The organism is Massilia orientalis, assembly GCF_030411975.2.
Lineage (GTDB): Bacteria > Pseudomonadota > Gammaproteobacteria > Burkholderiales > Burkholderiaceae_D > Telluria > Telluria orientalis.
In genome coordinates, this window is record NZ_JASNRB020000001.1 from 265,154 (window position 1) to 280,094 (window position 14,941).

The following is a 14,941-nucleotide window of genomic DNA, read 5'->3' on the forward strand; positions in this document are numbered from 1 at the left end:
CTTCTGGGTGGTGTTGGGTTAAATCATAACCGTAATTATGATTATTGTAGTTGCAGATATTCGGGTCGTCAATCTCTTTTATTCATCAAGTTATTGGCTCCCCAGCAGCAAGGTGTTGCAAAAACCGCATATCGTTATAAGTCTCGCCGGGATATGGATATGTCAACATATTCGTTCTGCATCGCCCCTTCCCTTCGTAAGATGTTTCGACTCATCCATAACGAAAGGGACGTCATGACCGCCAACACCAAGCGCCGCCTGGCCCGCCTCCGACAACGACAGCAACAGGCACGCCGCCTGCAAACGTGCGCCCTGCTGGCCCTGTGCATGCTGCCGGTGGCGGCCGCCTTCGCCGCGCCCAGCGTGTTCCCGACGGGCGTCACCCGCTACGAACCGCAGAAGGCGTGGAACGGCTACGTGCTGTTCTCCGGCCAGGACAAGAAGACCCACCTGATCGACATGAACGGCAACGAAGTGCACCAGTGGGCGCAGGAACGCTTCCCGCCCGTGCTGGTGGATCCCGCCAGGGCGGGCGGCGCGCGCGGCCGCGTGCTGCTGCAACTGGCGCAGCTGCCGGGCATGCAGGCCGCCGGCAATGGCCTCGGTAATGCCGCGATCGGCGAGCTGGATTGGGACGGCAAGGTCGTGTGGCGCTGGGGTGCGGCCGCGCAGACGGCGTACGGCGGTGCCGACACGTCGACGAATGCCGCCCCCGGCGGCGCGGCCAAGCAGCACCACGACTGGGAGCGCCTCGCCAACGGCAACACGCTCGTGCTGGCGAACCTCGTGCATGACGTGAAGGGCTTCAAGGCGCCGCGGGTGCTGGACGACGTGCTGTACGAAGTCGACCCGCAAGGGAAGATCGTGTGGCGCTGGACGGCGTCCGACCACCTCGACGAATTCGGCTTTTCGAAAGCCGCGCTGGACCAGCTGCGCAACGCCGCGCCGCGCGACGGCGCCAAAGCGGTCGACTACCTGCACACGAACAGCGCCCGTGTCCTCGGCCCGAACAAATGGTTCGACGGCGGCGACGCGCGCTTCGCGCCGGACAACGTGATCATCAGTTCGCGCCAGGCGAACATCGTCGCCATCATCGACAAGAAGACGGGCAAGGTCGTATGGCGCCTCGGCCCCGATTTCGCGCCGGCGGGCGGCAAGCTGCCGCGTCCCGTCGACCAGCTGATCGGCCAGCACGATCCGCACCTGATCGCGCCCGGCCTGCCCGGCGCCGGCAACCTGATCGTGTTCGACAACCAGGGCGAAGCCGGCTACCCGATCGTCAGCCCCGGCATCTTCCCGCACTCGCGCGTGCTGGAAATCGACCCGGTCAAGAAAGAGATCGTGTGGGAGTACACCGCGGTGGACTCGAAGCAGACGCAGTGGAGCTTCTACAGCGCCTTCATCAGCAGCGCGCGCCGCCTGCCGAACGGGAACACCCTCATCGACGAAGGCATGAACGGCCGGGTATTCCAGGTCACGCCGCAGGGCGAGATCGTGTGGGAATACGTCAGCCCGTTCTACGGCGATTCGGCCGTCGGCGGCAGCGGACGCACGGTGCGCACGAACTGGGTCTATCGCGCCCAGCCCGTGCCGTACGACTGGGTGCCGGCCGGTACGCCGCGCAGCGAGCGTCCGCTCGACACCGTCGCCAGCACGCGCTAACCCCTTTCATCTTTTTGTAAGACCTGCGGCGCGCCCCCCCCCCCCGCGCCGCAGCGGCTTCGCTCATCCCGATTTTCATGACGTTCAAGGAGAACCACGTGTTTTACGCATCCGCAGCTCAGCACAAGACCAGGCGCCACGGCGCGCCGGCAGTTTCACGCACCACCATCGCGGCGGCGGCCATGATGATGTGCGCCGGATGCGTGTGGGCGCAGGAATCGGGACCAAACGCGGGGCCGAATGCCGCCGTCGCGCCGGTGCTCGCCGCCGCCGATGCGGGCCCCGATCCCGCCGCCACGCAACCGCTGTCCGACACGATCCAGACGGTGCTCGTCTCCACCCGCCGCCGCGTCGAAAGCGCGCAGAGCGTACCGACGCCGATGACGGTGCTGAACGACGACGAGCTGGAAGCGAACCGCGTCTACCGCGCCCAGGACCTGCAGCAACTGCTGCCCAGCACGACGATCAACTACGTCCACGCCCGCCAGATGAGTTTCGCGGTGCGTGGTCTCGGCAACAACCCCGCGAGCGACGGCCTGGAAGGCAGCGTGGGCCTGTACCTCGACAACGTCTACCTCGCCCGCCCCGGCATGGCGGCGTTCGACGCGCTCGACATCGAACAGCTCGAGCTGCTGCGCGGCCCGCAGGGCACGCTGTTCGGCAAGAACACGACGGCCGGTGTCGTGAACATCTCGTCGCGCAAACCGACGCACAACGACGAATCTCAGGCGGAACTCTCGGCCGGCAGCTTCGGCTACGTGCAGGGCAAGCTGGTATTGAACCGTCCCGTGACGGACGACCTGGCGGCGCGCCTGTCCGTGTACCGCACGCAGGACGACGGCTATATCCGCAACCGCTACAACGGCACCCGCGTGCAGGGTGGCCTGCGTCAGGGCCTGCGCGCACAGGCCCTGTATGAGCCAGGCAAGGACTTCAGCCTGCGCGTCATCGCCGACTACAACGAGGAAGACTCGAACAACGGCACGCTGATTTTCTATAACGCCGGCGCGACCGGCAAGTATCTCGCGCAGGCGGCCCTCGTCGGCGGGCATCCTGTCACGGATCCGGAAGACCGCGCCGTCGCCCTCGACAACGGCTCGCACGTGAACGTGCACCAGGGCGGCGTATCGGCGGAAGCCAACTGGAACCTCGCCAACGCCAGCCGCATCACCTCGATCAGTGCGTGGCGCACCTGGAACTTCGTGCCGCACAACGACGACGGCCTGGACGTGCCGGTGACCCTGAACGTGGGCCAGTCCGCGAAGCACCGCCAGTTCACGCAAGAGCTGCGCTGGGGAAGCAGCCCGGGCGCGGTCGACACCGTCGCCGGCGCCTACTATTACTACCAGGAGCTGGAGAACAACGCGTTCACCGTCAATGGTCCCCTCGCCGACCGCTTCAACGGCAATCCGGTCGGCGCGTGGAACGACGTCACCAGCAACTCGCCGGGCACGCTGCGCGTCAATAGCTACGCGCTGTTCGGCCAGGCCACGTGGCATGCGACCGACCGCTGGGACCTGACGGCCGGCCTGCGCGGCACGTACGAGGACAAGCGCGTGCGCGTGATCCGGTACGCGCCCGTCGGCCCGACGGTCAGCGGCCCTGCCCTCACCGTGCGCAACGCGCGCTACGGCGCCTACGATTCCGGTCCGCTGGCGCTGCACCAGTCCAGTCCCAGCGCGCTTCTCTCGGCCGGCTTCAAAGCGTGGGACGACGTCCTGTTGTACGCCAGCCTGTCGCACGGCGAGAAGTCCGGCGGCATCAACCTGCAGGTGCCCGGCGCGGCCGGCGCGGCGTCGCTGCTGGTGGGCGCCGAACGCGCCAACGCGGCCGAACTGGGCGTGAAAAGCACGCTGCTGAACCGTCGCCTGCAGCTGAACGCGAACCTGTTCGCGACCGTCGTCCACGGCTACCAGAGCAATGCCTACGACCCGACGACGCGGACGTCGTACCTGACGAACGCCGGCGACGTGCGCACCCGCGGCATCGAGCTCGAGGCCCTCGCGATCCCCGTGCGCACGCTGCACATCCAGGCGAACGTGTCGTTCAACGACCCGCGCTACCTGGCGTACAAGAATGCGCCGTGCGCGCCGGAAGTGAACGCCGTGTCGTGCGACCTGTCCGGCCGCGACGCCCTCGTGAATGCACCGCGCCGCACGGCGAACATCGGCGCGCGCTGGGAGCATCCGCTCGACGACACGTGGCGCGCTTACGTCAACGGCAACGTGTCGTACCGCTCGTCCACGTACGGCACGCTGGACGCGTCGAAGTATTCGCGCATCCCGGCGTACGGCCTCGCCAACCTGTCCGCCGGCGTACGCTCGAACGGCGAGCACGCGTGGGACGTGCAGCTGTGGGCCCGCAACCTGTTCGACCGCCAGTACTACACGAGCATGTGGAACGGCACGTTCGGCTCGTACAACGCCGTCATCGGCACGCCGCGCACGATCGGCGCGACGGCCCGTGTCGACTTCTAAATTTTAAGCAAGGACCCATCATGAGCAAAACCGACCAGAAACGCCGCGCCGTCATCAAGGGCCTCCCCGCCCTCGCCCTCGCCCCGCAGGCGCTGTTCGCGGCCGACCGCAAGGACCGGCAGCCGAACATCGTCTTCATCCTCGCGGACGACCTGGGTTACGCCGACCTGGGCGTCTACGGCAACACGGATTTCGCGACGCCGAACCTCGACCGCCTGGCCGCGCAGGGCGTGCGCTTCACGCAGGCGTATGCGAATTCCGCCGTGTGCTCCGCCACGCGTTTCGGCCTGATCACGGGCCGCTACCAGTACCGCCTGCGCGGCGGGCTGGAAGAGCCGATCGCCGGGGCGTCGAAGACCATCGGCCTGCCGCCGCAGCATCCGACCCTGCCGTCGCTGCTGAAGAAGGCGGGCTACCGCACCGCGCTGTTCGGCAAGTGGCACCTGGGCTACCTGCCCGTGTTCGGTCCCCTCAAGAGCGGCTACGACGTCTTCTTCGGCAACTACGGCGGCGCCATCGACTACTTCACGCACAAGCCGGGCGTCGGCCCCGAGGTGCCGGAAGACCTGTACGAAGGCGAAGTCCCCGTGCACAAGGTCGGCTATTACACCGACCTGCTCGCGGAGCGCGCCACGGAATACATCGGCCAACAGGATGGGAAGCAGCCGTTCTTCCTGTCGCTGCACTTCACCGCGCCGCACTGGCCGTGGGAAGGTCCGGGCGACGAAGCCGTGTCGCGCGACATCGGCAACATCTTCCACTACGACGGCGGCGATCTGGTCACCTACGGCAAGATGGTGACGGGGCTCGACACCGCGATCGGCCGCGTGCTCGACGCGCTGCGGCACAAGGGCCTCGCCGACGACACGATCGTCATCTTCACGAGCGACAACGGCGGCGAGCGCTTCTCGAAGACGTGGCCGTTCAGCGGCCAGAAGACGGAACTGCTGGAAGGCGGCATCCGCGTGCCCGCGATCGTGCGCTGGCCGCGCCGCCTTGGTGCCGGCACGACGACGGACCAGGTCGCGATCAGCATGGACTGGCTGCCGACCCTCCTCGCCGCGGCCGGCGGCGCGCCCGATCCGGCCTACCCGCCCGACGGCCAGGACCTGCTGCCCGTGCTGACGGGCCAGCGCGCGCCCGGCGAGCGGACGCTGTTCTGGCGCTACAAGGCGAACGCCCAGCGCGCCGTCCGCTCGGGCAACTGGAAATACCTGCGCCTCAACGGCAACGACTTCCTGTTCGACGTGAGCGTGGACCAGCGCGAACGCGCCAACCTCGCGCAGCGTCATCCGGACGTATTCGACAAGCTCAAAGGGGAATGGGAAAGCTGGAACGCGAGCATGCTGCCGATCACGCCCGACGTGCGCACGCACGGCGTGAACGGGAAGGTGCAGGCCGACCACTACCACGCGGACGGCACCGACTGACCGGCTAGTCCTGGGCTGCGTCGTCCTTCTCGTCGCGGCCCAGCAACTCGCTGGACCACTCCTGCCAGGTACAGTTGGGGCAACGCCGCCACAACAGGATCAGGAGAAACGTCGCGCAACCGAATGCCAGTACGACCGCGTGCAACGCAAGATCCGGTTCGAGCCCATAGAGTAAATCCAGCATGGCGCACCTACCTTCCTGGCGGAATCATTCATGGCGATACCGCATGATTCCACTGTAGACCAAGCCAGTGGCCGTGTCCAGCGCGCTTCAAATGGGTTTCAGGAACAACCCGACGGTGAGCGCGATGCCAATGCAGACGATGGCGACGCGCAGCGCCTTCTCGTTCACGCGGTGCAGCGCCCACGCGCCCAGCAAGCCGCCGATGACGGCGCCCGCCGCCAGCACGCCGCACTGCAGCCAGTGCAGGTCGGGCGACGTCAGGAACAGGACGACGGCCGACGCATTCATCACGCCGGCCAGCACGTTTTTCGTGGCGCCCGCATTGCGCGCGGCGAGCCCCGCCATCGTCAGCGCGGCCAGCATCAGGATGCCGATGCCGCCGCCGAAATAGCCGCCGTAGACGGCGATCAGGAATTGCGCGACCGCCGTCGCCACGGGTCCGAGGTGCACGGCGCCCGCGGCGCCGGGCTTGCGGAAGAAGCTCCCCCACGTGAACAGGGCCGTCGCGAACAGCACGAGCCACGGCACGAGCCGCGCGAACACCGCCGGCGACGTGTGCAGCAACAGCAATCCACCTGCCGCGCCGCCGGCGATGCTCAGCACGAACAACGCCCAGAACGGCAGGCCGCCCGCGCCGCTGACCAGCTTGCGGCCAGCGTACCCGGATGTGATCTGCGCGGGGAACAGCGCGACGGTCGACGTGATGTTCGCTGCGAGCGGCGACATGCCGGACACGATCAGCGCTGGCAAGGTGACGAACGAGCCGCCGCCCGCCAGCGCGTTCTGCACGCCGGCCCACAGCCCGGCCAGGAAGACGAGCAGCAGCATCATGGTGCCGCTCCGGTTTGACGGTCGTTGGCTGGGCGGTGTGGTGTCGGCATGGCGCGGCGGTGAGTTGGACGGAAGCCCATCTTACACCGCGCCCCGTGCCGTCGTCAGTGACCGCCCTTCTCGCCGTTCTTGTGACCGTGGTCGCCGCCCTTGTCCGGGCCGTGGGCGGGGGCCGCATGCGGCTGCGGCGCCGGTTGCGGATGCGGCGCGGGCTTCGGTGCGGCCGGCGCCGGCGGCTGCGGTCGCGGTGCCGGCTGCGGATGCGGTGCAGGTTGCGGATGCTGCGCCGGCGGCTGCGGTCGCGGTGCCGGCTGCGGATGCGGTGCAGGCTGCGGTCGCGGTGCCGGCTGCGGGTGCGGTGCAGGCTGCGGATGCGGTGCAGGCTGCGGATGCTGCGCCGGCGGCTGCGGGCGCGTGGCTGGCTGGGGATGCGGCGCCTGCAGCGCCACCCGCTGCGGCGCGGGCGCGCGCGGCGCTTCGTGCGCCACCGGTTGCGGAGCCGGACCGTGCGCCGGCGGAGCATGCCGGACTGCCTGCTGCGGTTCGCCGCCATGCATCGGGCGCGGCGCCTGCGGTTGCGCCATCACGCCATGGGCGGCGCCGCGCGGCTCGTCCGCGGGCCCGCCCCGGCCCGCGTGTGGCGGCTGCGGACGGCCCGCTTCCGCGGCCGTCGCGCCTGCGCCGGTGCCGCCACGCGCAGCCAGTTGCGCGGTGTTCCGCGGGCCGTGCACATCCGGCAGCGCGACTGGCGGGCGCCCGGCGGGCGGTGGCGCTTCGTGGACGGGTCGGCCGGCCGGCCCAGGCAGCGGGACGGCGGCCGTCTGCGGCCCATGGCCAGCCGGCCGTCCACCCTGCGCCATCAGGTGCCCGGCCGGCGCGGCGCCGGGCACGGGACCACGCGCCGGCTGCGGCGTCACCGGCTTGCCGAGCGCGGGGCGCAGCACGCGCAGCGGCACCGGCCCGTGCACGGCCACGCGCGCATCCGGACGCGCCGCGGCGGGACCAGGTCCGTGCCCGAACGCGTGCGCCGGCAACGCCCGCGTCACCGCGACGCGCTGCAGCACGGGTCCCGGCGGCAGGCGGCCGGGGGCCGTGCCGATCCGGCTTTGCGGCAGCGGCCGCGCTTGCGGCGCCGCCAGCACCGGCGCGGCGCGGGCCACGCCGGGCGGCAGCAGCAGGCCTGCGCGCGCGGTCGGCGCGGCCTGCGCGAACTGCTGCGCGGGCATCGCCACGATCGCGCCGGGCACGTTGCGGTTGCGGTAGGTGATGTTGTTGACGATGGTCGTCTGCCTGATCACGGTATTGGTCACGTTGACGTTCGTGATGTACGTCGGGCTCGCGTGATACGGCGGCCGGTATGGCTCGTGCGGCGCGAGCGGGAACCAGCCGACGCCCGGATCGGAACGGCCGCCGAACGCCAGCACGGTTCCGACGAACGCCACCAGCGCAGGAGCGTACACGGGCTGCGCGCGCGCCGGCGCCGGCACCCAGGCCCAGGTATCCGGCGTGCGGATCCAGCGGCCGTAGTGCGACACGGCGTAACCGTAGGGCTGGTCGTCGATCCACGTCCAGCCCCACGGATCGATCCACGCCCAGTGTCCCGCGTGATACGGCGCCCAGTTGCGCGGCGCGCGGTCCGGCACCCACACGGTGCCGTAGTCGGGCACGGTGCGCCAGCTGCCGTAGTCGTCGAGGTCTTCGAAGCCGACGACGCCCTGCGGCACATAGCGGCGCGCGATGGCGCGCTCGTAGCGCTGGTCGCGCGCCAGCGCCCAGCGGTCGAATTCATCCGGCGGGGCGGGCGGGAGCAGCCCGTAGTTGTCCAGGTCCTGGCCGCCGAAACGATAGCCCTGCCCCGGCGCGAGCGACAGCGACGTGCCGTCGCCGTACACGTCGGCGGCGCCGTTCAGCACCGTGACATCCGTCGTGCTGCCGTCCGGCGCGACGGCGAGCCGGTAGTCGCCGGGCCCGCGCGCGACGAAGGCGAGGTTCGGCGTATCCACCTCGACGGTCTCGCCCGGCGCCAGGCGGCGCACGTGCAGGTCGACGCGGCCCTGCGACACCTGCAGTTGCGTCATGCGTTCATCGGCCGCGAGCACGGTCAGCAAGGTGCCCGCATCCATGCGCGCGGCGGCGGCGCCGAACTGGGCCTCGTCGCGCCCGCCGGCGTCCGTCCACAGGCGGTCGCCCGCGACGAGGGGCCGGTTGAGCGGCGCCTGCGCCCAGTCGCTGGCGCCGGCAGGAGAAAAGCTGACGGGGCCGGCCAGGTAGGCGATGCGGCCCACGCGCGCGGGCGGGTCCTGCGTCTGCGCGGCGGCGATCGTCGCGGTGAATAGCAGGCCGAGGGCGACGGCCGGCCGGAGGAAGTTCGAAGCGCTCATGATCGTCGGTACAACGTGGGAATGATGCCCGATCATAGTCCCGGCGCCCCGCGCGCACGGTACGCTGTCACACCGTGTTACAGAAGTTGCAATGCTGTTCAGCGCATGAGTGCTGGATAGGTGAACGCGATGAAGTGGACGGCGTTGAGCGCGAAGTGCGTGAGGATCGCGCCCTCGATGCGTCCGGAACGCAGGTACGCGGCGGCATAGCCGAAGCCCGCCAGCGTCGCGAACAGCACGAGCAGCGGACCGCCGGCGGCATGCGCGAGCCCGAACAGCAAAGTCGATACGGCCACCGCGACGGCCACGCCGTGGCGTCGTCCCGCCATGCCGCGCGCCAGGCCGCCGAGCAGGTAGCCGCGGAAGAAGGCCTCCTCCGTCACGCAGGTGATCAAGAGATTATTGACGAGGAACCAGGATGTCCACGGCAGCCATTTGACGTCCGGCCGCACCAAGCCGAGCAGCAGGCCCGCACCGAGGACGGCGACGAGCGTCGCCGCCAGCACGGGCAGCGTACGGCGCAGCATCGGCAACCAGTCGGCACGCGCGCGGATCGGCGCGCAGAACACGCCCATCAGCACGATGCCGGCGATGGCCTTGTCGAAGTTCGCGTACAGCGTGAACGGCGGCGCACCCGCCGACAGGTGCGCATGGTCGACCAGCAGCGGATTGTGAAAGCCCGGCAGCCGGTGCAGCGCCAGCAGCAGCGCACACACGCCCGTCAGCACGAGCAGCGGGATGCGGACCCAGGCCCGTCCGGCCGCGCGCGCGCCGAACGCCAGCGCGAGGTAGAAGACGATGACGGCCAGGCCGATCCCGTCGAGCACCTCGACGGCCTGCGCGACCGCGCAGGCCAGCAGCACGCCCGCGCCCCACGCCCAGTCGCGATTCCCCCGCACGGCGGGCGCCGGTACCCACAACGCCAGTACGGCCAGCGCCAGCGCGGCGCACGCCGCCATGAGACCGGGAGCGCTCAGCATGGATCAGCCGTGCGAACGCTTGTGCATCTGCTTGTGCATGCGGCGCAGGCTGAGCCACACGAGCCCCGCCACGACGGGCACCAGCGCGCCCGTGAGCAGGTCCGGATTGACCGGCATGCCGAGACTTTTGAGGCCCTTGCCCGCATAGCCGAGCAGGCCCACGACGTAGTACGAGATCGCCGCCACCGACAAGCCCTCGACGGCCTGCTGCAGGCGCAGCTGCTGGGCGGCGCGGCGGTCCATCGATTGCAGGATTTGCCGGTTCTGGTTTTCCTGGACGATGGAGACACGCGTGCGCAGCAGGTCGTTGACGTTGGCGATGCGGCGCGCCAGCGCTTCCTGGCGCGCGGCCGTCGATTCGCACGTGTTCATCGCCGGCGTCAGGCGGCGGTCCATGAATTCCTCCACGGTCGGCACGCCTTCGATGCGGGCCTCGCGCAATTCCTCGATGCGCGCCTTGACGAGGCGGTAATACGCTTTCGATGCCGAGAAGCGGTAGCCGTTGTCGAGCGAGAGCTTTTCCAGGCGCGCCGCCAGCTTCGTGATCTGCGCCAGCAGGTCTTGGTCGCCGGCGACCGCCTCGCCCGCGACCATGCGCTCGGCCAGCGTGGCCAGTTCGGCCTCGATGTCGTCCAGGGCGTTGGACACGGTGCGCGCGGCCGGCAGGCCGAGGAGCGCCATCATGCGGTAGGTGTCGATTTCCAGCACGCGCTGCGCGAGGCGGCCGGCCTGCTGCGCGCGCATTTCGACGTCGCGCAGCACGAAACGCGAAAAACCGTCGGACTGGATCGCGAAATCCGTCCACACTTCCCCGCCCTGCATGACGCGCGAGCCGACCAGGTTATTGCTGGCGAAGCCGTCCTGCAGCGTGGCCGGATCGGCGGCGCCGCGCTCCAGCAGCACGTGCGCGGCGGACATCAGGCGGCCGTGCAGGCCGAGGATCCACGACTGCGGCAGGTGCGCGAGCGGCATGCGCGCGAACGCCTCCGCAATCGGGAGCCCGGGCGCGATCTTTTCCGTGAACGTGTAGGTCGCGAACTCCGTGTGCCGTTCCCACTTGAGGCGGAAGCGGCCGAAGTCGTGATAGAAGTGATTGGCCGTCACGTTCGGCGCCGCGACGCCGAAATGCCCGCACAGCGCGGCGAGCAGCGCATGCTGGTTCGGACCGTGCTCGCTGCGCGATCCGGCCTCGTTGGCGCGGTAGACGGCGAGATGGGTGATGGCTTCGGGCGCTTCCAGCCGGAGGAAGGGACGCGAATGGATTTCGGCGGCCAGCGGAATGCGCTGGGCGTGGCTCAGGCTTGGATAAGCGGTCGTCATGGTTCGATTCATCGGCTCGGCAATATTTCCCATTGTACATGCGTATGCACAGCGCCGGAACGGCGTCGATCCCGCCATGGGCCGAATAAAGTTCAGGACACGACAAAATCGTCAACGCAGTCAGCCCAAATGACCGTTTTGGTCCGACCACTTGCAACATTATCCCGACCAAACTAAGATGCGATCTTGGCAATCGCCTCCACTTTTTCCTGGACTGACACAATGAGAAAAATGCCCGCGCCACCCGATGCGATTGCGACCGAGCCGCGACTGTATCGCGTGGTGTCGAGCCGGATCGAAGCGCTGATCCGGGAAGAGAACATCAAGCCGGGCGAGCGCCTGCCCGCCGAGCGCGACCTGGCCACGAAGCTGGGCGTCTCGCGCACCTCGCTGCGCGAAGCGCTGATCGCGCTGGAACTGGGGGGCGTCGTCGAAGTGCGCGGTGGGTCCGGCGTGTACGTCAGCGAACAGGCGGCGTTGACGACCGCGCGCCCGGCGGCCGGTCCCGGTCCGTTCGAGGTGCTCGCCGCGCGCCGCATGATCGAGGTCGAGGTCGCGGCGCTGGCCGCGAAGAATGCGACGCCGGCGGCCGTCGATGCGATCCTCGTCGCCGTCGAAGAGATGGAGCAGAACCAGGACAACCTGGGCGAGAACGAATCGGCCGACCGCAACTTCCACCTCGCGATCGCGCGCGCGGCCGGCAACAGCGCCCTCGTCGGCGTGATCGAATACCTGTGGGCCCAGCGCGGCAGCCTGTGGCACAAGCTGACGGAGCATTTCCAGACCGAGGAACTGCGCCAGCTGACGCTCCTCGACCACCGCGCGATCCTGGCCGCCATCGCCTCGCACGACGTGGCCGGCGCCCGGTCGGCCATGCGCGCCCACCTCGACCGGGTGACGCGCACGTTCTCGCGCGGCTGAGCATGGAGATCTGGGTCGACGCCGATGCCTGCCCGGCGGTCATCAAGGACATCCTGTTCCGCGTGGCCGACCGCGTGCAGCTGAACGTCACGCTGGTGGCCAACCAGTTGATCCGCGTACCCGGCTCGCGCTTCATCCGCGCGCTGCAGGTGCCTTCGGGCGCCGATGCGGCCGATGCGGAAATCGTGGCGCGCGTACAACCCGGCGACATCGTCGTGACGGGCGACATTCCCCTCGCCGCCCTCGTACTGGACAAGGGCGGCATGCCGTTGAATCCACGCGGCGAGTGGTACACGAAAGACACCATCGCGCAGCAGCTCACGATGCGCGCGTTCATGGACGAATTGCGTTCCAGCGGCGTCGATACGGGCGGACCAGGCGCGTTCAGCCAGGCGGACCGGCAGCGGTTCGCGAATGCGCTCGACCGCGAACTGGCGAAGCGCGCGCCTAAACCGTGAGCTGCGCCGTGCTCGCCGCCGTGCAGTGCGTTCCGTGACGAACAGGGCCTGCCGGATGTACGGCAGATAAGGTATGGGTGGCCTTCAGTCCAGCGCCGCGGCCTGTCACAAAAAGCCGAACAGCTTCTTGCCCGCGTTCGGCCGGCGCGCATCGATCATGTCGTCGATGTGCTTCTTGTCGAAGCGCTCCAGCAGTTTCTCGGCGCCGGCACGCAGCTTCAGCGCCAGTTCCTCCTTGTACAGCGGGACGATCGCGAAGAACGCGATCTCCTTGTCGGCGTCGATGCGCAGCCGGTGGAATTCGTCCGGCACGCTGATGGACGGCAGCAGGATGCAGCCGTCGAACCGGACGTCCGCCGCGTACGGCTCCGCCGGGTCGCCGTTCGGCACCGTGTGGCCCCAGCCCAGCCACGTCCCGTACTTGTGCGGCAGCCGGGCCATCGTCTTGATCAGGCGGACGGGCCAGTACCAGCGCTCGTCCTCGAACGACTCCTTGTCGAGCTTCCAGTCCGGGGGGAGCGTGATCATCAGCTCGGCGTGGCGCGGGACGTCGGCGTCCGGCGGCGTCGACATCGGCAGGTCGCTCATCCCGGACGTGACCAGCCGGATGAACGGGTACGCCTCCGTCGGCTTCACGATATGGACGTCGATGTGCACCGTGTCCGACACCAGTTCGTGGAACACGCAGTCGACCGGCCCGAGGTGCCGGTCGATGTGGTCCGAAATCTGCTGCAGGCAGATCTCGCCCTGCGGCGGCGTCCACGGCGTGCTTTCCGTGTGATGGTAGATCGGATCGCCGTGCAAGGACACGACGTTGCTGGCTCGGTATGCGCTCATCGCGGCCCCCTCGAATGCTGACCCGACGAGTCTAGCAGCGCGGATGCCGCGAAAATGCGCGCATTTCCACTTACGCGGCCGCTTCCGCTTGGCGCAGCGTGCCCACCGCACGCGCCACCGACGACGCGTGCGCGCACATCGTCTCGGCCGCATCCGCGCTCTGCCCGACCAGCTCGGCCGTCTGCCGCGTCGTCACCTCGATCTCGCGGATCGAATCGCGCACCTGCTCGATGCCGTCGCGCTGTTCCTGGCTCGCGCCCGAGATCGCGGTCATGATGCCGGCCACGCGCTGCACCGAGCCGACGATCTGGTGCATCGCCTGCCCCGCTTCGTCCACGAGCCGGCCACCTGCGTCCACCCGCACGACGGCGTCGCCGATCAGCTGCCGCACTTCCTTGGCCGCCTGCGCGCTGCGCTGGGCGAGGCTGCGCACTTCGCCCGCCACGACGGCGAAACCGCGTCCCTGCTCGCCCGCGCGCGCCGCCTCGACGGCCGCGTTCAGCGCGAGGATGTTGGTCTGGAAGGCGATGCCGTCGATGACGTTGACGATGTCCTGCACTTCGCGCGAGCTGGAACGGATAGCCTCCATCGTCTGCACGACGTCGGCGACGACGTCGCCGCCCTTCACGGCCAGCGCGGAGGCCGACGCCACCAGCTCGTCGGCCAGCGCCGCGTGGTCGACGTTGCGTTTGACGGTGGCGGTCAGATGGTCGACCGCGGCCGCGGCCTGCTCCAGCCGTGCGGCCTGCGCCGCGGCGCGCGCGGACAGGTCGGCGCTGCCCGCCGCCACCGCGCTGGACGTCTGCGTGATCAGGTCCATGTCGCGCGCCACCTGGTCCGCGCTGCTGCGCATCGCCCGCAAGGTGTCGTGCAGGGTGCCGGCGCTCGCCGCGACGGCCGTCGTCTCGCGCTGCAGGCGGACGGCCAGGTACGACAGCACGGCCGCCTCGACGACGACGTACACCGCGTGCAGCAGCACGATGCCGATGCCCGGATGCGTGAAGCACAGCGTCGGATAGCCCCATTCCTGCAAATAGTTGAACGTGAGGTGGTGGACGGCGGCCGTGCCCGCGGCGGCGGCGATGACGCGCCAGTCCTGGTAGCAGACGAGGAAGGCGAGCAGGACGAAGATCCCGAAATGCAGCTCCGTCAAGCCGTGCGCCTGGTGGATGTTCAGCGCGCAGAACAGCATCAGCGCGACGGCGACGGACAGCCGCGCGGCGAGGCTGCCCGGGGCGGCCGCGATCAGCGCGCTCGGCACGAGGGCGAGCGGCAGCCCGACGGCGACCGCCAGCATCAGGGAGTCGTATACGAGGCCCAGCGCCAGCGACGTGGCGAATAGCGCCCACAGGACGGCGAGGAACAGTTTGTCGGCGTTGTTGGCATGGTCGGCCCTGGAGCCGTATGAGATCGGATGCATTTTGGTGACTTCCCTTTTATTTATCCGTAACACATTGATT

The 14,941-nt window shown here is 69.1% G+C and carries 12 protein-coding genes; 5 read left to right on the forward strand and 7 right to left on the reverse strand.

From position 1 onward, the window contains the following. Positions 1 to 234 precede the first annotated feature (234 nt). From QPK29_RS01105 to QPK29_RS01115, 3 genes are all read left to right on the forward strand, one after another. The gene (locus tag QPK29_RS01105; RefSeq protein WP_371769360.1) at positions 235 to 1,662 is read left to right on the forward strand and encodes an arylsulfotransferase family protein; all 1,428 of its coding nucleotides are present in this window, start codon (positions 235 to 237) and stop codon (positions 1,660 to 1,662) included. 98 nt (positions 1,663 to 1,760) lie between these two features. Beyond that, a complete protein-coding gene (locus QPK29_RS01110) occupies positions 1,761 to 4,139 on the forward strand; it encodes a TonB-dependent receptor (RefSeq protein WP_371769361.1) in 2,379 nt (792 codons plus the stop codon). Between the two features lie 20 nt (positions 4,140 to 4,159). Then, the gene (locus tag QPK29_RS01115; RefSeq protein ID WP_371769362.1) at positions 4,160 to 5,569 is read left to right on the forward strand and encodes a sulfatase family protein; all 1,410 of its coding nucleotides are present in this window, start codon (positions 4,160 to 4,162) and stop codon (positions 5,567 to 5,569) included. Positions 5,570 to 5,573: 4 nt separating this feature from the next. On the opposite strand, the gene QPK29_RS01120 is transcribed toward QPK29_RS01115, so the two are convergent. The 5 genes from QPK29_RS01120 to QPK29_RS01140 form a co-directional block, all read right to left on the reverse strand. Continuing rightward, positions 5,574 to 5,753 (reverse strand): hypothetical protein, encoded by a 180-nt coding sequence (locus tag QPK29_RS01120; protein ID WP_160408029.1) that lies wholly within the window; start codon positions 5,751 to 5,753, stop codon positions 5,574 to 5,576. Positions 5,754 to 5,840: 87 nt separating this feature from the next. Further along, positions 5,841 to 6,581, reverse strand: coding sequence for a sulfite exporter TauE/SafE family protein (locus tag QPK29_RS01125; protein ID WP_371764707.1), 741 nt, complete (start codon positions 6,579 to 6,581; stop codon positions 5,841 to 5,843). A 107-nt stretch (positions 6,582 to 6,688) separates the two neighbouring features. Then, positions 6,689 to 8,965 carry a DUF6600 domain-containing protein gene (locus QPK29_RS01130; RefSeq protein ID WP_371769363.1) on the reverse strand — a complete coding sequence of 759 codons (2,277 nt, stop codon included), beginning with the start codon at positions 8,963 to 8,965 and terminating at the stop codon, positions 6,689 to 6,691. Positions 8,966 to 9,063: 98 nt separating this feature from the next. Further along, positions 9,064 to 9,945: a CPBP family intramembrane glutamic endopeptidase gene (locus QPK29_RS01135; protein ID WP_371769364.1), complete on the reverse strand. Its 882-nt coding sequence runs from the start codon at positions 9,943 to 9,945 to the stop codon at positions 9,064 to 9,066. Between the two features lie 3 nt (positions 9,946 to 9,948). Further along, positions 9,949 to 11,265, reverse strand: coding sequence for a DUF3422 family protein (locus tag QPK29_RS01140; RefSeq protein ID WP_056125287.1), 1,317 nt, complete (start codon positions 11,263 to 11,265; stop codon positions 9,949 to 9,951). Between the two features lie 231 nt (positions 11,266 to 11,496). Between QPK29_RS01140 and QPK29_RS01145 the strand changes: the two genes are divergently transcribed. Continuing rightward, positions 11,497 to 12,186 (forward strand): FadR/GntR family transcriptional regulator, encoded by a 690-nt coding sequence (locus QPK29_RS01145; protein WP_229412217.1) that lies wholly within the window; start codon positions 11,497 to 11,499, stop codon positions 12,184 to 12,186. Positions 12,187 to 12,188: 2 nt separating this feature from the next. Then, a complete protein-coding gene (locus tag QPK29_RS01150; RefSeq protein WP_056125283.1) occupies positions 12,189 to 12,644 on the forward strand; it encodes a YaiI/YqxD family protein in 456 nt (151 codons plus the stop codon). 105 nt (positions 12,645 to 12,749) lie between these two features. Here the strand turns inward: QPK29_RS01150 and QPK29_RS01155 are convergent, their stop codons facing one another. Continuing rightward, a complete protein-coding gene (locus QPK29_RS01155) occupies positions 12,750 to 13,481 on the reverse strand; it encodes a suppressor of fused domain protein (protein ID WP_371769365.1) in 732 nt (243 codons plus the stop codon). A 70-nt stretch (positions 13,482 to 13,551) separates the two neighbouring features. Then, positions 13,552 to 14,901, reverse strand: a complete 1,350-nt coding sequence (locus QPK29_RS01160) for a methyl-accepting chemotaxis protein (protein ID WP_371769366.1) — start codon at positions 14,899 to 14,901, stop codon at positions 13,552 to 13,554. Positions 14,902 to 14,941 lie beyond the last annotated feature (40 nt).